Genomic DNA, 19518 nt, shown 5'->3' with positions numbered 1-19518 from the left:
GGAGAGCTTGGCTTGGCTTGGCTTGGCTTGGCTTGGCATTTAGATCGTGAGCGGATCCATTGTGTGTAGCGGCGCTACTGGCCCCTTCCGCCTTTACGGCGGGCTCCTTTGTTCTTGGACAAAGGAGCGCAAAACCGCTCGCTCCTGCATCCGGCCCTCCGCTGCGCTACGGGTCCCCTCGCTACGGCGCCTTCCGGGCCCGCGCGGCCTACGACTTGCTCCGCAAGTCTACATCTCGCGCCTTCGGCTACGCCGAAGGGTGCTGCGCACCTGGCCCTACAGGCACCTACGCTCGGCCTCCTGACGTCGCGAAGTTAGCGGCGGCGCCTGCACTGGCGTTATCTTCGAAAGACAGACCGCGCTAGCCGCTCCAGCACGAAGCAATAGGTAAACCGCGAGAGCGCAGCGATTCGCCTGCCGTTGCTCTGGCTGTTGATCTTGCTTTTGATCTTGATCTTGATCTACCCGCGACCTCAGGAGGCCGAGCGTAGGCGGCTGGAGGGCCAGGTGCGAAGCACCCTCCGGCGGAGCCGGAGGCGCGAGATGTAGACTTGCGCAGCAAGTCGTAGGCCGCGCGGGCCGCAAGCCGCCGGAGCGAGGGAACCCCGAAGCGCAGCGTAGGGGCCGTATGTGGGAGCAAGCGGTTTTGCGTCCCTTTTTCCAAGAAAAAAGGGACCCGCCGTAAAGGCGGAAGGGGCCAGTAGCGCCGCTACACAAAATGGATCGTTCCCAGCCCCAATGCCAAACCAGCCAGCTCCCTGACCACCCTCTTTGTGGGAGCGGCCTTGTGTCGCGCCCACGATCAGTAGAGGTTGGGCTCCATCTCCAACGCCACCCCAAATCGCTCAAGGATGTCTGCCTGAATGCGCTGCGCCAGGTCATGCAACTGTGCCCCGCTCGCCTGGCCATGGTTGACCAGCACCAGAGACTGCAACCGATGCACGCCAGCATCGCCCTGGCGATACCCCTTCCATCCGGCTTGCTCGATCAACCAGCCCGCCGCCAGCTTCATCTGGCCATCGTCCTGGGGATAAGCCACTACACCGGGATGCTCGGTTCGAATCCGCACCACCTGCTCGGCAGGAACCACCGGGTTCTTGAAGAAGCTCCCAGCATTGCCCAGCTCGGCAGGGTCCGGCAGTTTTTCGCGACGAATGCTGCAAATGGCGTCGCTGATCGCTTGTGCGCTAGGGTGCTGCACGCCCTGCTCCGCCAGCCGCTGGCGCACCGGGCCGTAGTCCAGGTGGGCCTGCAAGGCATGGCTCAAGGCAAAGCGTACACGCAGGATCAACCAACGGCCCGGGGTGCGCTTGAACAGGCTGTCGCGGTAACCGAAGGCGCAGGCCTGCAGGTCGAAATCACGCAGCTCGCCGGTTTCCCGATCCAGCGCGGTCAGCCCCACGAACACATCCTTGATCTCCACCCCATAGGCGCCGACGTTCTGCATCGGCGCCGCACCCACGGTGCCCGGGATCAGGCTGAGATTCTCCAGGCCACACAAGCCCTGCCCCAGCGACCACTGCACGAACGGATGCCAGGGCTCGCCCGCCTCGGCCTCGACCACCACGCGCTCGCCATCGTCGGTGAGCAGGCGACGACCTCGGCTGGCCATGTGCAGCACCAGCGCATCGATGTCACGGGTCAGCAGCAGGTTGCTACCGCCGCCGATGACGAATACCGCCAGGCCCCGGCGACGCGCCTCGGCCAGCGCTTCACGCGCTTCTTCATCGTTGTGGGCCTGGGTGAAAAACCGGGCCTTCACATCGATGCCGAAGGTATTGTAGGGCTTGAGCGAAACCTGTTCCTGCCACTGCACCGTCATAGCCGCCCCTTGATTTCGACGACCAGCTCGCGGCACGCCGCCTCGATCAGGTCGAGCACCTGCTCGAACCCGTCCGCGCCGCCATAGTAAGGGTCAGGCACTTCATCGAGCGCCGCGCCATAGCGGCGCAGGAACAGGTCGAGTTCGCCCACGGCGGTATGCGGACGCAAGGCGCGCAAATGGCCGAGGTTGCTTTCGTCCATGGCCAGGATCAGGTCGTACTCGGCAAAATGGGCGGCCTTGACCTGCTGGGCGCGCTGCGCCGAGAGGTCATAGCCACGCGCCAGAGCCGCCTTGCAGGTACGGCTGTCAGGCGCCTTGCCGACATGCCAATCGCCGGTACCCGCCGAGGCCACGTGAACCTGCCCGGCCAGGCCTGCGGCCTGCAATTGGTGGCGCAGCACGCCTTCGGCGGTGGGCGAGCGGCAGATATTGCCCAGGCAGACGAACAGGACGCGCATCAGGCCTCCAGCAAGCGCCGCACGCGCTCCAGGTCTTCAGGGGTGTCGACGCCCACCGCCGGTGCCTCGAGGGCGTCCTCGACATGGATGCGCACACCGTGCCACAGGGCGCGCAGTTGCTCCAGCGCCTCAGTCTGCTCGAGCCAGCAAGGCCCCCAGCCGACGAAGTCCTGTAGGAAGCCCACGCGGTACGCGTACATGCCGATGTGACGGCGGTATGGAACGCCTTCAGGCAGCGCGGTGCGATCCTTGGCGAAGGCATCGCGCGCCCAGGGCAGCGGTGCACGGCTGAACGTCAGGGCCAGGCCGTTCTTGTCGCTGACCACCTTCACCGCATTGGGGTTGAACACGGTTTCCGGCTCGGCGATCGGCTCGGCCAGGGTGGCGATACCGGCTTCAGGGTGAGCGGCCAGGTTGGCGGCCACCTGGTCGATGATCACCGGCGGGATCAACGGCTCGTCACCCTGCACGTTGACCACGATGGCGTCGGCAGGCAGGCCCAGGTGGGCGGCGACTTCGGCCAGGCGGTCGGTGCCGGACTCATGGTCGGCGCGGGTCAGCAGCACCTCGGCGCCGAATGCCTGGCAGGCCTCGACGATGCTGGCATCGTCGGTGGCGATGACCACGCGGCTGGCGCCACTCTTGCGTGCCTGCTCCCAGACATGCTGGACCATCGGCTTGCCGGCGATCGCCAGCAAAGGCTTGCCCGGCAGGCGCGTGGAGCGCAGGCGAGCGGGAATCACCACGGTGAAATTCACGCTCATTTGTCCAGACGCTCGTCGTCGGTCAGGGTGCGCGCCTCGCTTTCCAGCATCACCGGGATGCCGTCGCGGATCGGGTAGGCCAGGCCTGCCCCCTTGCTGATCAGCTCGGTCTTGTCGGCGCTGAGCTTGAGCGGGCCCTTGGTGATCGGGCAGGCCAGGATATCGAGCAGTTTGGTGTCCATGGAAGCTTCCTTGAGGCCAGGTGGCCGGAAATTGAATGAGGGCTCAGGGCTGCGGCCGCTGCGGCTGTCGATCGCGCAGCAGGCGCTGCAGCTGGTCGTCGAACCAGGCAGCGAAGGCCGGCGTCGGCTGCGCCTCGACCGCCAGGTACCACCAGTCATCGGCGGCGAAGGCCCGGCATTTCACCGCATCCTTCTCGGTCATGACCAACGGCAATGACGGGCTGAAGGCCAGGCTTTGAGCGGAAAACTGTGCGTGGTCGGCAAAAGGATGCGGCACTGGCTGCCAGTTTAGCGCCAGCAGGGTGTTGAAGAAACGTTGCGGGTTGCCGATACCGGCCACCGCATGCAGGCGCTGGCCGCCAGGAAACAGGTCAAGGCCGCGGCGTTCGCCGCTGCGCAGATTGACCAGCGCCGAAGGCTGCAGACGGAAACCGAAGCCATCGGCGCGGTCTTCACTGGCACCGTTGAACAGCACCGCATCAGCGTCCTGCAGGCGTTCGGCCGGCTCGCGCAGCGGCCCGGCAGGCAGGCAACGGCCGTTGCCCAGGCCACGGGCGGCATCGATCAGCACCAGTTCGAGGTCGCGGGCCAGGCGGTAATGCTGCATGCCGTCATCGCACAGGATCAGGTCCAGCGGTTCGCTGGCCAGCAGCGCCTGCACGGCGCGCGAGCGGTCTGGGTCGATCATCAGCGGCACGCCGGTGCGCTGGACGATCAGCAAGGGTTCGTCGCCGGCCTGTTCGGCGCTGTGTTCAGGCCGCACGCGCCAGGGCAGTTGCGGCGGCCTGGCGCCATAGCCACGGCTTACCACGCCAACCTTGATACCCTGCTGGCGGCAATGTTCGATCAACCAGAGGATCATCGGCGTCTTGCCGGTACCACCGACGGTGATGTTGCCGACCACGACGACCGGCACCGGCGCGCGGTAGCTCGCGCTTTCGCCGCTGAGAAAACGCGCGCGCTTGCGCATTACCACACGTCGGTACAACGCCTCGAGCGGGCGCAGCACGGCCAGGGCCGGGTGCCCGGCGTACCAGGCGGCGAGCAGGCGATCGGCGAACGCCATCAAGGAGTCCCCTGGGCAGCCTCGACGGTGGTCATGCGCAGGTGGCTGAAACCGAGCTTGCCGGCGGCATCCATTGCAGTGATCACGGCCTGGTGCGGCGTCTTGCCGTCGGCGCTGATGGCGAACGGCAGCTTGTTGTCACCACCGGACTCGCGCTCGATGGCCTCGGTCAGGGTGGCCAGGTCGCTCTTGGGCAGCAGGTGGTTGTTCACCGAATACACGCCGTCGGCGCTGATAGTGACTTCCACCAGTTTGTCCTGGTCGGCTGGCGGCTGCTCGGCGCTGGCTGCCTCGGGCAGCTCGACGCGCAGTTGGGTCTCGCGGGTGAAGGTGGTGGTGACCACGAAGAACAGCAGCAGGACAAACACCACATCGATCAGCGACGCCAGGTTGATGTCGACGTTCTCCCGCTGGCGATTGCGCCGGAACTTCACGCCTTGCCTCCGGCCACTTCGACTTCACGGTCGCCCTGCAGCACCTCGACCAGCTTGATCGCCTCCTGTTCCATACCCACCACCAGCTCATCGATGCGACGCAGCAGGAAGCGGTGGAAGAACACCGCCGGAATACCGACCATCAGGCCGGCCGCAGTGGTGACCAGGGCCTTGGAGATACCACCGGCGAGCACGGCGGCGTTGGCGGTCATCTGCGAGCCCATGAAGGCACTGAAAATGTCGATCATGCCCAGCACGGTGCCCAGCAAGCCCAGCAGTGGGGCCATGGCGGCGATGGTGCCGAGGGTGCTGATGTAGCGTTCGAGTTCGTGGATGACGCGCGAGGCGGCTTCCTCGATGCATTCCTTCATGATCTCTCGGCCATGGCGCGAGTTGGCCAGGCCCGCCGCGAGGATCTCGCCCAGCGGCGAGTCGGCGCGCAGAGCCTTGAGCTTGTCACTGGTGAGTTGCTTGTCCTTGATCCACATCCACACCTGGCCCAGCAGGTGCGGCGGCGAGACGCGACTGGCGCGCAGGGTCCACAGGCGCTCGGCGACGATAGCCATGGCAGCGATGGAACTCAGAATGATCGGCAGCATCATCCAACCACCGGACTTGACCAATTCCCACACAGTAGATGCCCCTCTGAAAAAGGCCGCCACTCTAACATACGCAGGGCGGGGGCTCATCTGCCGGAGGTCAGGGAAATGGGTGGGGCATTGCGAAGCGTGCACTGGAGAATTGTTGTGCCGCATATATCGAGCGCCGCCCGCGCGGCGCATCGCGGCACAAGGCCGCTCCTACATTTGTTGCAACGTGCCTATGTCTGTCAGGCCATGGTTGCTCGCTTTTGGTGGCACCACGGAATATCGTGGTGCGCCCTGCGCCAACACAAATATCGCGCCGGGCCAACAAGGCTGACAACTATGGCCTACCAGACATAATTGGCCCGAAACAAATGTAGGAGCGGCCTTGTGCCGCGATGCGCCGCGCGGGCGGCGCTCGATCTCCTGGACGCTAATAATCCCCCGCCAAGCACCCCGTCGACACCCCACCGTCATTCAACCCGCCACCACCGCCGCTGCCCACGCACACCCTCAACCTCCCCCTCCCGCCCCAGCATCAGCCGCAATGCCCCATCCACTGCCGTGTCGTGCACCGCCACCCCATGGCGCCGATAACGCTCGATGACCTGCGCATGCGGATGCCCAAATCCGTTATGACGCCCCCGTGAAATCAGCACCCCACGCGGCGCCGTGGCGCGAACGAACGCTTCGGTCGAAGAACTGCGACTGCCATGATGTGGCGATTGCAGCCAATCGATGCGCGGCTCGTCGGTGGCCGCCAGCCAGGCCCGTTCGGCGCCCGCCTCCATGTCGCCGGCCAACAGCAAGCGCTCGCCCTGCGCCTCGACCAGCAGCACGCAGGAACGATCGTTGCTGCTTTGCCCATCCGCCCAGCGCCAGGACGAAAAGCGCACCCCATCCCACTCCCAGCTGTCGTCATTGCTGCATGCCTGTGCCCGCAACGCCTGCGCCAGCGCCTCGGGCTCGCCCGCCAGCACCCGTGCGACCGGCAAGCCCCGATGGATGGCGGGCGCACCGCCCGAATGGTCGGCATGGGCATGGCTGATCAGCATCACATCCAGATGCCGTATCCCCAGCTTGCGCAAAGTCGGTAGCACCACCCGCTCGCCCAGGTCGTTGTCGCCGAACGCCGGGCCTGCGTCGTAGAGCAAGGTGTGGTTGCGGGTACGCAGCAGTACCGCCAGCCCCTGGCCGACATCCAGCTGCCAGACTTCCACATGCCCTGGCGGTACCTCGTCCCTGGGCACCCAAAGGGCCAGCAGCATGACCCCGCCCAAGCCCCGCAGCGGCACGCCACGCGGCAGCAACAGCAGCAGCGCGCCCAGGCAAACCAACGCCCAAGCCCAGAGTGGCAATGCCGGCGGCTCCCACGCCGGCCGCCATTGCGCCAGCAGGGTCAGCCCACGCAACAAGAGGTCCAGCGAGCCGCCCGCCAGCCACAACAGCGCCTCGCCGATACCTGCAAGCGGGAGCAGCGCAGTGCCCAATAACGCCAGGGGCAATACCGCCAGGCTGATCCACGGTACCGCCAGCAGGTTGGCCAACGGCGCGCTGAGACTGACCGGCAACCCGGTGGCCAGCAACACCGGCAGCAGGCCGATGGCGATCACCCATTGCGCCCGCGTCCAGGCCTGCCAGGGACGCCAACCACCCAGGCGGGCGCTGAAGCAGTAGATCAGCACCGCGACCGCGGCGAACGACAGCCAGAAGCCCGGCAGCAAAGCCGCCAAAGGCTCGACCAGCAGGACCAGGACCAAGGCAAGCAGCCAGGGGAAGAAAGCCCCCAGATGGCGAAAGCGCAAGCGCCAGACCAGTACCACGGCCAGCATCAGGCAAGCGCGCTGCACCGGTACGCCCGCGCCGGCAAGCCAGCCATAAGCCAGCGCGGCTGACATGGCCAGGCCACAAGCCCAAGGCAACCACGGCCAACGCCGAGGCCACAAACCGCAGCGCACCAGCCCCACGACCAGGGCATACACCAAGCCGGCAACCAGGCCAATGTGCTGCCCGGAAATAACCAGCAGATGCACCGTGCCGGTGGCCTGCAACACCTGCCAGTCCTGGCGGGCCAACCCCGAGCCATCGCCCAGCACCAGTGCCACCAATACGGCTTCCCGGCCATGGGCGTCGACAGCCAGCAGGCGCTCGCGCAAGGCATGCCGCCAACCTGGCGCAGCGGCATCCACCACCTCGCCGGCCTTGACCGTGCCGGTAGCGCCGATCCCTCGCGCCAGCAATTGCGCCTGGCGATCCGGGCCATGCGGATTGGACAACCCTGCCGGGCGCTGCAGGGTGACGGCCAGCCGCCAACGCTCCCCTGCCTGCACGGCTGGGCCCTCAAACCAACTCACTTGTATACGCTCGGGCAATCGAGCACGGCGCGAGCGCGGCTGCTCCAGCTCGAAGCGCACGCCTTGCGCGGAACGGTTGGGCAAGCCGACGACCTTGCCCTCCAGCCACACCGTGCGGCCGTCGAGCACCGGTGCCAGGCGATCGTCCAATGCCTGCTGCGCCGACCAGCAGGCCCAGCACAGCCCGAGCAGGAAGCAGCCCAACGGCCACAACCGGGTGCAGGCGCAGACGATACCGCCCAGCAGCATCAGCCACAGCCAGCCGACCGATGGCAATGCCGGAAGAAAACCCAGGGCAAGCAGCCCGAGGGCGAGCGCAAACATCCCTGTGCGCATAGAGGTAGAGCTCCAGAAGCGAATTCACCTGTTCAGGCATAGCGCAGAACGGCGCTGGGCTCTTTCAACAATTGTCACAAACTCTAAACGAGGGCGATTCGGAATCAGGGCATACTGCCGGGATCAACGCTCCGGGAGCCTACATGCCGCGCCGACTTTTCAAACGCTACATGCCGGACCCGACCAGCATTCGGGAACACAAGTCCCTGCGCTTCTTCGGCCGGCTGCTGCATGACCCGAACCTCTGGCACCTGAACCGCCATTCGGTGGCGCGGGCCATGGGTGTGGGCCTGTTCGCCGCGTTGATCCCGATGCCGGCGCAGATGCTGCTGGCCGCCGCGCTGGCCATTCCAGTACGCGGCAACCTGCCGATCGCGGTGAGCCTGGTGTGGCTGACCAACCCGCTGACCATGCCGCCGGTGTTCTTCGTCACCTACATGACCGGCGCCTGGCTGATGCAGGTGCCGCCGCGCACCCTGCCCGACGAACTGACCTTCCAGTGGATCACCGACCAGCTGTCGACCCTGTGGCAACCCTTCCTGCTCGGCTCGGTGGTGTGCGGCGTGCTGCTGGGCATCCTCGGCTACTTCACCACCATGCTCTACTGGCGCTGGTGGGTGGGCCGGCAGTGGCGTCGGCGCCAATGCCGGTGCAAGGCCTCAGGCACGCATGCCGCGGCCACTGACCAGCAGGCGAACGCACAGCAGGTAGAGCACCGCGGTGGCCACCAGCATGAAGGTGATCGCCGTGCCGATGCTGATATCCGACACCCCTAGGATCCCGTAGCGGAACGAGTTGACCATGTGCAACACCGGGTTGGCCAACGATACCGCCTGCCAGAACGGCGGCAGCAGGTTGATCGAGTAGAACACCCCGCCCAGGTAGGTCAGCGGCGTGAGGACGAAGGTCGGGATGATCGAGATGTCGTCGAAATTGCGCGCGAACACGGCGTTGACGAAGCCCAGCAGCGAGAAGATGGTCGCCGTCAGCAGGACCACGATCACGGTGATGCCCAGGTGATGGACCTGCAGGTGGGTGAAGAACAGCGACAGGATCGTCACGATCACGCCCACCGCCAACCCACGCAGCACGCCGCCCAGCACATAGCCGACGAGAATGGTGTGCGGCGATACCGGCGAGACCATCAACTCTTCGATCGAGCGCTGGAACTTGCTGCCGAAGAAGCTCGACACCACGTTGCCGTAGGAGTTGGTGATCACCGACATCATGATCAGCCCCGGCACGATGTACTCCATGTAGGTGAAGCCCCCCATGTCGCCGATCTGCCGGCCGATCAGGTTACCGAAGATGACGAAGTACAAAACCATGGTGATCGCCGGGGGCAGCAAGGTCTGCGGCCAGATGCGCAGGAAGCGCCGCACTTCGCGGTAGACGATGGTGTTCAGGGCGACCCAGTTGGTGCGCAGCTCCACACTCATACCGCCACCTTCGACAGGTTTTTTTCCACCAGGGACACGAACAGCTCCTCGAGTCGGTTGGTCTTGTTGCGCAGGCTCTGCACCTCGATGTTCTGCAGCGCCAGTTGGCCGAACAGCGCGGTGATGCCGATGTCCTTGTCCACCTGCACCTCCAGGCTGTGCGGGTTGATCAACCGGCACGGGTAGCCCTGCAGCACAGGTGCGGCAGGCAGGTCACGCTTGAGGTCGAGGACGAAGGTCTCGACGTGCAGCTTGCCCAGCAACTGGCGCATGCTGGTGTTCTCGACGATGGTGCCGTGGTCGATGATGCCGATGTTGCGGCACAGCTGCTCGGCTTCCTCGAGGTAGTGGGTGGTGAGAATGATGGTGATGCCTTTCTGGTTGAGCTCGGTGAGGAAGCTCCACATCGAACGGCGCAGCTCGATGTCGACCCCGGCGGTCGGCTCGTCGAGGATCAGCAGGCGCGGCTCGTGGATCAGTGCGCGGGCGATCATCAGGCGCCGCTTCATGCCACCGGACAACGAGCGCGACGGCACGTCGCGCTTGTCCCACAGGCCGAGCTGGGTCAGGTACTGCTCGGCGCGGGCCTTGGCGACTTTCGGCGGGATGCCGTAGTAGCCGGCCTGGGTCACGACGATGTCGAAGCACTTCTCGAACTGGTTGAAGTTGAATTCCTGCGGCACCACGCCCAGGCAGCGCTTGAGCGCCGCCGGCTCGCGATCGAGGTCATGGCCGAACACGTTGACCGTGCCGCTGGTCTTGTTGACCAGGGTCGAGAGGATGCCGATGGTGGTGGACTTGCCGGCGCCGTTGGGGCCGAGCAAGGCGAAGAAGTCACCTTCGGCGACGTCCAGGTCGATGCCCTTGAGGGCTTGGAAGCCGTTGCCGTAGGTCTTGGTCAGCTGTCGAATGGACAGTGCGGAACTCATAGCGGGTCACTTACCGAGGATAAAGGTGCAGGACACGCCAGATCAGGTCACTGGCGCAGTGAGTACGGCCATGGTGCAAGCCCTGGCCGCACAAGTACAGTCACGTCTATTGATAGTGACTATCGAAATAGCCGGGGTGTTCGATCAGGTCAACGATGTCATCACCGCCGCCTGATAGGCCGGGCGCGCCTTGAGGCGCTCGTACCAGGCTTGCAGGTGGTACATGGCTGGGCGCTCGATGGGCATCTCAAACCAGGCGTAGACGAAGCTGCCCAATGGGATGTCGCCCATGCCGATCTGGTCACCCGAAAGGTACGGCTGCTTGGCCAGGGTTTCATCGGCGATGGCCAGCAACTGGGCGCACTGCTTTTGCGCGGCGTTGATCGCCACCCAGTCGCGCTGGTCTTCGGGGGTGCGCAGCAGGCCCCAGAACAGCGGGCGGAACGGCGCGGCGAAGGACGAGGTGGTCCAGTCCATCCATTTGTCGGCCAGGGCGCGCTGGCGCGGGTCGTCGAGGTACCAGCCCTGCTCCGCGCCATATTCGGCGCACAGGTAGCGGACGATCGTATTGGACTCCCACAGGGTCAGGTCGCCGTCCTCGAGCATCGGCACCAGGCCGTTGGGGTTGCGGGCCCGGTAGTGCGGTTCGTCGACCACGCCGAAGGCGCCACCGGCGTCGATCGACTCGAAGTCCAGGCCCAATTCGTGGGCAATCCACAATGCCTTGCGCACATTGCTCGAATTCTTACGGCCCCAGATCTTCAGCATGGCAACGTCCTTATAGGTGAGGAAGCGTGAGTCTACTCCAGACCTTTGGTGTCTGTACTGGCCTCTTCGCGGGGCAAGCCCGCTCCTACAAGTACGGCGCCGTACCTGAGAACTGTAGAGATCCTGTGGGAGCGGGCTTGCCCCGCGAAGAGGCCGGTCCAGACAAACAATGGACTGAAACTCCCACCGCCACACCCTGTCACTGTTCAGACCCTGCCGTTTACAGCGTTGCGTCTAAGCTCTGTACGACGGCCAAAGCCCCTGGCTCCAAGGAGGATCGAATATGTTGCTGTTGTGGTTGGTGGTACTGGTGATCGGAGCTGCGTACCTCACGCACCGGCGCCTGGCGCCCCTGCAGATACTGGGCATCCTCGCGGCCTATGTGCTGCTGATGGGCATCTTCAGCAGCGCCCCCGGCTGGCTGCTGGCCGTGCTGTGGATCGTGCTGGCCTTGAAAATCGCCCTGGTGGCCCTGCCGCAATGGCGGCAAAAGGTATTCACCGCCCCGGTGTTCAAATGGTTCCAGCGCACCCTGCCGCCAATGTCGCAGACCGAGCGCGAGGCCATCGATGCCGGCACCGTGTGGTGGGACGGCGAGCTGTTCAGCGGCCGCCCCGACTGGCGCGTACTGCTCGACTACCCGGCACCGAAACTCACCGAAGAAGAACAGGCCTTCATCGACGGCCCCACCGAGGAACTGTGCGCCATGGTCAGCGACTGGCAGATCGGCCAGGACCTCGACCTGCCGCCAGAGGCCTGGGCGCATATCAAATCCAACGGTTTCTTCGCCCTGATCATTCCCAAGGAATATGGCGGCAAGGGCTTCAGTGCCTATGCCCACTCCCAGGTCGCGATGAAACTCGCCACCCGCAGCGGCGATCTCGCCTCCACGGTGATGGTGCCCAACTCCCTGGGCCCCGCCGAGTTGCTTCTGCATTACGGCACCGATGAGCAACGCAACCACTACCTGCCACGCCTGGCCCGTGGCGAGGACATCCCCTGCTTCGCCCTCACCGGCCCCCTGGCGGGCTCCGACGCGGGCGCCATGCCCGATACCGGGGTCATCTGCAAAGGCCAGTGGAACGGCGAGGAAGTCATCGGCCTGCGCCTGAACTGGGAAAAGCGCTACATCACGCTAGGCCCGGTGGCTACCTTGCTGGGCCTCGCGTTCAAGGCCTACGACCCCGATCACCTGCTGGGCGAGCAGGAAGAACTGGGCATCAGCCTGGCGCTGATCCCCACCGACACCCCCGGCGTCGACATCGGCAAGCGCCACCTGCCCCTGGGCGCCGCCTTCATGAACGGCCCCAACAGCGGCAAGGACGTGTTCGTGCCGCTGGACTACCTGATCGGCGGCCAGGACATGCTCGGCAAGGGCTGGATGATGTTGATGAACTGCCTGTCGGTAGGCCGCTCCATCTCGCTGCCTGCAGTCGGCACGGGCGCTGCCAAGTACACCAGCCTGGTCACCGGACAGTACGCCAACATCCGCGAGCAGTTCAACGTGCCGCTGGCGGCGTTCGAGGGCATCCAGGAATCGTTGGCGCGCATCGGCGGCAATGCCTGGCTGATGGACAGCGCGCGCCTGCTGACCGCCAAGGCCGTGGACCTGGGCGAAAAGCCCTCGGTGCTGTCGGCGATCCTCAAGTACCACCTCACCGAACGCGGCCGTGAATGCATCCAGCACGCCATGGACGTGCACGGCGGCAAGGGCATCATCATGGGCCCCAATAACTATCTGGGGCGCAACTGGCAAGGGGCGCCGATCTTCATCACGGTCGAAGGCGCCAACATCCTTTCGCGCAACCTGATGATCTTCGGCCAAGGCGCCATCCGCTGCCACCCGTTCGTGCTCAAGGAGATGGCCCTGGCCGGGCGCCAGGACCACGACCAGGCGCTGCGCGAGTTCGATGACCTACTGATGAAGCACATCATGTTCGCCGCCGGCAACGCGTCCAGCACCTTGGTCTACAACCTCGGCCTGGGCCTGCTGGAGAAGGTGCCCGGCGATGCCCTGAGCCAAGGCTACTTCCGCGCCCTCAATCGTCAGGCAGCGGCCTTCGCACTGCTGGCGGACCTGTCGATGATGCTGCTCGGCGGTGCCCTCAAGCGTCGTGAACGGCTCAGTGCTCGTCTGGGGGACGTGCTCAGCTACCTGTATCTCTCCAGCGCCGCGCTCAAGCGTTATCACGACCTGGGCTCGCCCGAGCACATGCGGCCCTTGCTGCGCTGGGCGATGGAAGAAAGCCTGGGCCAGGCGGAAAAAGCACTGGATCGCTTGCTCGACAACTTCCCCAACCGCTTCGTCGGCTGCGCTCTACGCCTGCTTGTGTTCCCCTTTGGCCGGCGCCATACCGGGCCGAGCGACGAATTGGATGCAGAGGTCGCCGAGCTGATCGGCCGTCACAAGGGCGACCCTGCGCTGGAGGAGTTGTTGGCCGGCTGTTTCAGGCCCCAGGCCGAAGGCGATCCGGTGGCGGCACTGCAGCGGGCCTGCAACCTGCTGGAGGAAACCGCGCCGTTGTACGAAGCGTTGCGCCAAGCTATCAAGGGCGGCAAGGTGCAGCCAGTGCCGGGGCAATCGGCCATCGATGCGGCGGTTGAGGGTGGCGTGCTTCAACCAGGTGAAGGGCAGCGGCTGCATGAGGCGGAGCGGGCGCGCAGGCAGGTGATAGACGTGGATGCCTTCGACAAGGCGCAATTGTTAGGCTTGCCGGACATGGTCCGCTGAACCGCAAGGGATATGGCCAACGCTGGCGAGCTTGAGACGCCGTTGCCCATCCATCCCACCCTGTACAGCACGAGGAAACTGTCATTTTTGCCAGTTGAGCGCCGCTGCGCAAACCACCAAGCTGAAAGAGGAATGCAAAGACCGTCCCAGGCTCGTAGCGAGGCCATAGACTATGAACAGGCGCATGCTTTTTTATCACCAAAACGCGGTAAAGCTCGAGGTTGAAGGGTCAAGAAGCTGGGTATTGTTTCGCGCAATTACCCAGCCCCTTGCAGAACTGCAAAATACCGCCGAGACACGTCTCTATATTGCCGACGGCCAAGGCTCAGTCCAGCAATACCCAGGAGGGGGCCCTCATGGGTATACCGCTTACGGATATGACATCAGACAGCGCAGCCTAACCAAACTTGGCTTCAACGGGGAGCGGCGTGAACCAAGCACAGAATACTATTTGCTAGGCCAAGGCTATCGCGCCTACAACCCAGCCCTGATGCGTTTTCAAGCGCCCGACAGTCTCAGCCCGTTCGGTGAGGCTGGAATAAATAGTTACGCTTACTGCCTAGGCGACCCGATCAATAACGCTGACCCCTCAGGCCATATCAGCGCAATCCAGCTTCAGGCCGCTCGGAACGCGTTCACGCCTCCATCGCGCAATGCCTCCAGACCTTCCGTTGCGTCCCCGCGAAGCCGCCTGGCCAAGAAAGAACAACCTCTCGTTAAACGAAGCCTAGCCGCCGTAGTACACGCCTATGAGTCACCGCAAGAAACACTGCAATTGACAAGACGGACCAATCGCCAGCCCTATGTGCCCGGGCAGCCGATTTTAAAGTCAAGCGCCGAGCCTGCTGCAAAGCCAAGCGCCGAGCATTTCGGGAAAAGTGTCTATCTTCAAAGAAAACAGTTCTATCACCAGCACGCTCAACTTGTGGAAGCGGTACGTACACAGCAACAAAATTTCTATCGCGCTGCCGCGCACTTGGATCACAAAGGCATGGATTTCTCTAAAGGTATCAAGGCAATCCGAGAGGCTGAGTTGGTTAACCTGGCGCAACGTTACGCAGCTGGTCTTGCAGCATTAAATAATTACCTTAAAAATAACTGAAGAAGGCGAAACGACATGCAGGCCTCAAGGATAATGGATCAGGCCTATACACCCTACGGTTACAGCCAAGGCAGTCACAACCAAAGAACGCTACTTGGCTTCAATGGCGAACAGGAAGATTTATTTTCAGGTTGTTATCACCTTGGCAATGGTTATCGGCTTTACCTCCCTGCACTTCAGCGGTTCGGTGCGCCAGATAGTTGGTCTCCATTTGGCGAGGGCGGGTTGAATAGCTATTGCTATTGTGCGGGCGATCCGGTCAATCGGGCTGATCCCACCGGCCATCTAGACTTCAGCCATAACCGTGTAACAGCGAATAGATTACGTGAACAGGCACGTCGACGGCAGCCCGCTCAACAGCGAGTAGATGCATTGCGCGCCCGACTGGCTCAGCGTAATCAACCGCAAACCGTCCCCCAGAGGTTTGGCCCTCCCCTCGCCCGACAGCAAGAGGCCTTGGCTCCCCCTCCTCGCGAGGCCATTCATCAATCTGGCAACCGGAATCCGTTGGCCAACCCGATCAATGCAAACTCCCCGCAAGAGCAGCCAGCGCAAGCACCCGTCACGCCCGTGCAAGCGTCACAATTGTACGAGCGGCTTGAAACCGCTTATCGACATGAACAAAGATTCATAGAGAATATTCGCTACGTCGCACCTGGCACCGAACTATTTCAGCAATACCACGCCGCCATGATACGCATCCGTGCCGATGTCGCTGCGATCCGCGCCAGGCTAGACGTCGATCGCCTTAGCTGGTTCCATTTTTGACCTGCCACATTCAGCGTACTCACATTGAGGCTAGAGGGCCGCATAGAGCGGTTGGCTAGCAGCACTGCAGCAAGGGCTTGATGCCCCACCATCGACTTGCCAGACACGCCTTCCCAGCCACCACTCCCTGATTTCGTGCGACCGGCGTATACTCCGCCTGCTTCAAAGACCTCGAGGATTACCATGGCTACCCCCAACCTGGACTATCACCTGCAACTTCTCCACCACCTGCGGAGCATACTCGCGGCACTCGCAGACGCGGAGCAAGTGCCGGAAGAAAGCCATGCCCTGTTCCTCGAGCGCTTCGACGAACTGCTGACCTTGCTGCCTCAGGACCCGCTGGAGAGCCAGTACCTGGGCCAGGACCTGATCTGCCAGGTGATCCAGCGCTATCCGCAGATCGCCCACCTGGTGCCCCGCGATCTGTTGTGGTTCTTCGGCGGCGATTGCCTGCACTTCATGCCTGATGACGAGTTGGACCTGTACCAGGAGCTGGAGGAGCGCCGTTTTGCGGCTGAGCAGAACGACGCCCCCTTCGACTGGAACCAGGAGAAGCAACTGTTGACTAGCGCGCAACAACGTAACCAGCACTGATACCTGCCTCGCCCTCGGCATGCAGGCCGAGTCGGTGCTCGCTCACTCCAGCAGGCGCATCACGTCATCCACCGCAATCAACGGTAAAGGAACGATGACAATCCCGTAGAGCCACACGGAGTCATCTGACAAATCTTCTGCCATCACAATCGTGACGGAACTCGGGGCCTGCGTAGCGGGTACGAACAGGCCCTGCGCAGAGACCATGCCGTTACCCGACAGCACATGCCACTTCACCCGCTCAGCCGGGACCTGACGCTCACCTGTTCTGGTCACCCACCACAGCTTCAGCTCCAATCCATCCGGGTGGATGCCAAACCTGAAGAAGTGTGTGGGCGGTATGACAGTGGTAACGAAGGTCGACATGGCGGTTTGTGTAGCGTTGGCAACCTGCACGACATCAGTGACTACAGGCAGGCCGCTGAAACTGGATCGATAGGCAGCGGGGATCAACGACTCTACTGACTCATCGAATACCGCTGCCGGAGAGAGGCTTATAGGAGGGACATAGAAGTACCCGTCGCTATCACTTTCCAGCTTCCCCCGCTTTGCGCCTGTCAGGGTCCAATTCGCACTGCTTAGCGGTGTGGCTACGAACTCCAGGCGCTGTGGCTCATCACCGGCCTGAACAATTCGAGCATGAGGAGAAAGTGTCTGGATGTTTTGGTTCGCGGTGCGCGGCGAAACGCCTGCACGCCTCTTAGAATCCTTGCCGTATTCGGTAAGCCACCCCCCTGCATCTTTTTCCCCTCCGACCACCTTCATCGACCCACGGGGCGCGACTAGTTGATAAAGCCATCTGGCCTCCGCCGGTTCTCTCCCAGCGGCCGCTTCAGGAAATTTGCTCGAACGGAATAAAGCCACCAAGGCATTGTTGGCAAGCGGCTGATCGTCACTGTTTTCTTGCGAACAGAGGGCAACGGTAGCGGATGCCAGAGGTCGCTCGCTTATCATAAAAACCAGCTGCCCCCCGGAGAATCGTTCAACGATGTAGAGTTTTTCTAGAGAGGGATTTGCCTCACTATCAACAGAGCCTACAGTGATCTTCTTCAACCCTTCGAAGTAAGTTTGATACCTCTCCGGAGGTTCTAAGGGGAAAGGATTCCAGAGAATGTATGCGGCCTGGTCCTTCCACTCCACGCTGAGCGCTCCAGCACTCGATTTGTCATAAGTGATCCAACTTTTTTCGGCGCTCATGAGGATACAGAGTTGACCTGTGAGTGGATTGATACCATCGACCTTGATGATCTGCTTCGCGTCGATACCGCTACGCTGCGATACACGTATTACCGTCTCATCACGACGGTATAGCGATACCTGAAGAACATTCTGCCCCCTGGTCAACTCGACTTCGCCAAAGCGAGTCAATGTCGTCTCCCATACGCCGTGGATCAGTTCCCTAGTGTCGTGTATGGTGTGAGGCGAAGGGGATCGCAATGCCCAGAGGGAGTTAATGAACGCAGCCTTGCCCCATAGCGATACCATCACAGCATCATCATCGTCAGAATCTGGTCTATCAAATTTCCCCGCGCTCATAGTCTGCTCCCGGTATTAAGCATCGAGATCCAATTAGGGACAGGATAATCAATGAGGTCAACTGATAAAACTACCAGTTGACCGCCGCACTGAGCACCTCCAATCTTCCCGAGAATCGCCGTTCTCATGAACGCACTGACTAAGCATGAGGAGCGCCAAGCCGCAGTACTTCCTTGGCGCCCCTTCAGATTAATCCTACAGACTGAATTACATCCGATGACTAACTTAGCCACCTCCTGCCGCCCCCCGCTACAACGCTTGCTGCAGGCATTGGCGGACATACACAGTGCCCGCAACCACTTCAGCTTGGAGTTCTCATGAAAAAGATCCTCATCGCACTCGGTCTCGGCCTCGCCAGCACTACAGCCTTCGCCAACACCGGCTCGATCAACTTCTACGGCCAGGTGCACGCCGGCACCTGCCCGATCGAGATCATCGACCCTGCAAGCGGGCTGCCGGTGGCGCGCATCAACATGGGCAACGTCAGTGCTTCGCAGTTCGTAAACGTTGGCGACGAAGCTGCTTCCCGTGCCTTCGGCATGCGGGTTACCCCAGGTGCCGGCTGTGTCGTGGCCCCTGGCAGCAATGCCAACGTAACCTTCACCGGTGCCTACGGTGGAGCAGGCGCAGGCAATGCACTCTACGCGTTAGAGCCAGGTGGCGCCGCTGACCTGGCCTTGATCATCAAGGACAATGCTGGTACGCCAATAACCAATGGTACGGCTTCCAAGGACTACCCGCTGGACGCTACCAACCCTACCACCATGATCTTCTCCGCCGCCTATGTATCCACTGGAGCAGGCGTAACGGCAGGCCGCGCCAATACCGATGTGCAGTTCTTTGTCGATATTCCATGACAATTTTCTCCAGGCACACTACCGGGCCTGGAGTTGCCCATCCTTTTCTGAAGGTAACGCCAGATGACTACCCATTTGCGCCGCCTTGCCTTGGGTGCCTGCCTTGCATGCACCCTGTCACCCGTACAGGCAGCCTTGACCGTCAATACCACACGGGTCGTGTTCGACAGTGACAAACGCAGCACGTCAGTCGTCATCGCCAACCCTAGCCCGCGCCCCTATGCAGTGCAGACCTGGAGCAACACTGCAAAGGACGACACGGACACTCCTGTGCCCCTGGCCACGTCACCGGGGCTGTTTCGGCTGGACCCTGACAAGGAGCAGATGGTGCAGATCAGCCGCTTGCCCAACCATCTGCCCGAAGACAGGGAGACGCTGTTCTATTTCAATGTGCAGGAAATTCCCGAAACCAGCCCTGAGGATGAGAACGTACTCAATGTCGCATTGCGTACCCGCATCAAGCTTTTCTACCGCCCTAGCCAACTGAAAGACCGGCCGGCCGACCGCGCCGCCGATCTGAAATGGTCCGTGCGCCATAGCGCCGGGCGTATGCAGCTGATCGTGGATAACCCGACGCCGTTCTACTACACCTTCGGCCGCCTGGAAGTCAGCGCTGCCGGCCAGACCGAAGCAATCCAGGCCATGGCCATGGCGCCGCCCTTCGGCCAGCAAGCTTATGACCTCACCCGCATCGAATCTGTCAACGGATTGCAACTGACCTTCACCACCATCAATGACTACGGCGTAGCCACGCCGGTGGTGCAAAAGGCACTGTCGATCGGTCCATGAGA

Annotated in this window: 18 protein-coding genes and 1 pseudogene; 7 read left to right on the top strand and 12 right to left on the bottom strand. The window is 62.6% G+C overall.

Annotated elements, in window-relative coordinates:
* Nucleotides 1–802 precede the first annotated feature (802 nt).
* The 8 genes from murB to E6B08_RS08230 all read right to left on the bottom strand — a co-directional run bounded on the left by murB (nucleotide 803) and on the right by E6B08_RS08230 (nucleotide 8003).
* Nucleotides 803–1822 carry a UDP-N-acetylmuramate dehydrogenase gene (gene murB / locus E6B08_RS08265; protein ID WP_136913569.1) on the bottom strand — a complete coding sequence of 340 codons (1020 nt, stop codon included), beginning with the start codon at nucleotides 1820–1822 and terminating at the stop codon, nucleotides 803–805.
* The gene (locus E6B08_RS08260) at nucleotides 1819–2283 is read right to left on the bottom strand and encodes a low molecular weight protein-tyrosine-phosphatase (RefSeq protein ID WP_136913568.1); all 465 of its coding nucleotides are present in this window, start codon (nucleotides 2281–2283) and stop codon (nucleotides 1819–1821) included. The genes murB and E6B08_RS08260 overlap by 4 nt, the downstream gene beginning before the upstream one ends.
* Nucleotides 2283–3047: a 3-deoxy-manno-octulosonate cytidylyltransferase gene (gene kdsB, locus E6B08_RS08255; protein WP_136913567.1), complete on the bottom strand. Its 765-nt coding sequence runs from the start codon at nucleotides 3045–3047 to the stop codon at nucleotides 2283–2285. Before kdsB ends, E6B08_RS08260 begins: the two co-directional genes overlap by 1 nt.
* The gene (locus E6B08_RS08250; RefSeq protein ID WP_003247142.1) at nucleotides 3044–3229 is read right to left on the bottom strand and encodes a Trm112 family protein; all 186 of its coding nucleotides are present in this window, start codon (nucleotides 3227–3229) and stop codon (nucleotides 3044–3046) included. The genes kdsB and E6B08_RS08250 overlap by 4 nt, the downstream gene beginning before the upstream one ends.
* A 43-nt stretch (nucleotides 3230–3272) precedes the next feature.
* Nucleotides 3273–4295: a tetraacyldisaccharide 4'-kinase gene (lpxK, locus tag E6B08_RS08245; RefSeq protein WP_136913566.1), complete on the bottom strand. Its 1023-nt coding sequence runs from the start codon at nucleotides 4293–4295 to the stop codon at nucleotides 3273–3275.
* Nucleotides 4295–4729 carry an ExbD/TolR family protein gene (locus tag E6B08_RS08240; protein WP_136913565.1) on the bottom strand — a complete coding sequence of 145 codons (435 nt, stop codon included), beginning with the start codon at nucleotides 4727–4729 and terminating at the stop codon, nucleotides 4295–4297. Before E6B08_RS08240 ends, lpxK begins: the two co-directional genes overlap by 1 nt.
* Entirely contained in the window at nucleotides 4726–5361 is a 636-nt protein-coding gene (locus E6B08_RS08235) for a MotA/TolQ/ExbB proton channel family protein (RefSeq protein WP_136913564.1), read from the bottom strand. The genes E6B08_RS08240 and E6B08_RS08235 overlap by 4 nt, the downstream gene beginning before the upstream one ends.
* A gap of 425 nt (nucleotides 5362–5786) precedes the next feature.
* Nucleotides 5787–8003, bottom strand: a complete 2217-nt coding sequence (locus tag E6B08_RS08230) for a DNA internalization-related competence protein ComEC/Rec2 (protein WP_136913563.1) — start codon at nucleotides 8001–8003, stop codon at nucleotides 5787–5789.
* Between the two features lie 143 nt (nucleotides 8004–8146).
* Here E6B08_RS08230 and E6B08_RS08225 point away from each other — a divergent pair.
* A pseudogene (locus E6B08_RS08225) lies at nucleotides 8147–8653 on the top strand (DUF2062 domain-containing protein); the annotation flags it as partial.
* Nucleotides 8654–8662: 9 nt separating this feature from the next.
* Here the strand turns inward: E6B08_RS08225 and E6B08_RS08220 are convergent.
* The 3 genes from E6B08_RS08220 to E6B08_RS08210 all read right to left on the bottom strand — a co-directional run bounded on the left by E6B08_RS08220 (nucleotide 8663) and on the right by E6B08_RS08210 (nucleotide 11139).
* Complete coding sequence (locus tag E6B08_RS08220; protein ID WP_136913561.1) at nucleotides 8663–9442, bottom strand: ABC transporter permease; 780 nt, start codon at nucleotides 9440–9442, stop codon at nucleotides 8663–8665.
* Complete coding sequence (locus E6B08_RS08215) at nucleotides 9439–10371, bottom strand: ABC transporter ATP-binding protein (RefSeq protein WP_136913560.1); 933 nt, start codon at nucleotides 10369–10371, stop codon at nucleotides 9439–9441. The genes E6B08_RS08220 and E6B08_RS08215 overlap by 4 nt, the downstream gene beginning before the upstream one ends.
* Nucleotides 10372–10515: 144 nt before the next feature.
* Nucleotides 10516–11139 (bottom strand): glutathione S-transferase, encoded by a 624-nt coding sequence (locus tag E6B08_RS08210; protein WP_136913559.1) that lies wholly within the window; start codon nucleotides 11137–11139, stop codon nucleotides 10516–10518.
* Nucleotides 11140–11422: 283 nt separating this feature from the next.
* Between E6B08_RS08210 and E6B08_RS08205 the strand changes: the two genes are divergently transcribed.
* The 4 genes from E6B08_RS08205 (at nucleotide 11423) to E6B08_RS08190 (ending at nucleotide 16334) form a co-directional block, all read left to right on the top strand.
* Nucleotides 11423–13870 carry an acyl-CoA dehydrogenase gene (locus E6B08_RS08205; RefSeq protein ID WP_136913558.1) on the top strand — a complete coding sequence of 816 codons (2448 nt, stop codon included), beginning with the start codon at nucleotides 11423–11425 and terminating at the stop codon, nucleotides 13868–13870.
* 172 nt (nucleotides 13871–14042) lie between these two features.
* The gene (locus E6B08_RS08200) at nucleotides 14043–14972 is read left to right on the top strand and encodes an RHS repeat-associated core domain-containing protein (protein ID WP_136913557.1); all 930 of its coding nucleotides are present in this window, start codon (nucleotides 14043–14045) and stop codon (nucleotides 14970–14972) included.
* Nucleotides 14973–15005: 33 nt separating this feature from the next.
* Nucleotides 15006–15740: an RHS repeat-associated core domain-containing protein gene (locus tag E6B08_RS31455; RefSeq protein ID WP_416194376.1), complete on the top strand. Its 735-nt coding sequence runs from the start codon at nucleotides 15006–15008 to the stop codon at nucleotides 15738–15740.
* 183 nt (nucleotides 15741–15923) lie between these two features.
* On the top strand, nucleotides 15924–16334 hold the full coding sequence (locus tag E6B08_RS08190; RefSeq protein ID WP_136913555.1) for a PA2817 family protein: 411 nt from the start codon (nucleotides 15924–15926) through the stop codon (nucleotides 16332–16334).
* Nucleotides 16335–16376: 42 nt separating this feature from the next.
* Here the strand turns inward: E6B08_RS08190 and E6B08_RS08185 are convergent, their stop codons facing one another.
* Entirely contained in the window at nucleotides 16377–17870 is a 1494-nt protein-coding gene (locus E6B08_RS08185) for a hypothetical protein (protein ID WP_136913554.1), read from the bottom strand.
* A gap of 317 nt (nucleotides 17871–18187) precedes the next feature.
* On the opposite strand from E6B08_RS08185, the gene E6B08_RS08180 reads away from it, so the two are divergent.
* Together E6B08_RS08180 and E6B08_RS08175 are read left to right on the top strand one after the other, a co-directional pair.
* Nucleotides 18188–18727 (top strand): fimbrial protein, encoded by a 540-nt coding sequence (locus E6B08_RS08180; RefSeq protein WP_136913553.1) that lies wholly within the window; start codon nucleotides 18188–18190, stop codon nucleotides 18725–18727.
* Between the two features lie 63 nt (nucleotides 18728–18790).
* Complete coding sequence (locus E6B08_RS08175; RefSeq protein ID WP_136913552.1) at nucleotides 18791–19516, top strand: molecular chaperone; 726 nt, start codon at nucleotides 18791–18793, stop codon at nucleotides 19514–19516.
* The last annotated feature ends 2 nt before the right edge of the window (nucleotides 19517–19518 follow it).

This window comes from Pseudomonas putida (assembly GCF_005080685.1).
In the GTDB taxonomy this organism is placed as follows: Bacteria; Pseudomonadota; Gammaproteobacteria; order Pseudomonadales; family Pseudomonadaceae; genus Aquipseudomonas; species Aquipseudomonas putida_V.
Note: the sequence above shows the minus strand (reverse complement) of the source record. Positions and strands in the feature narration are given on the sequence as shown.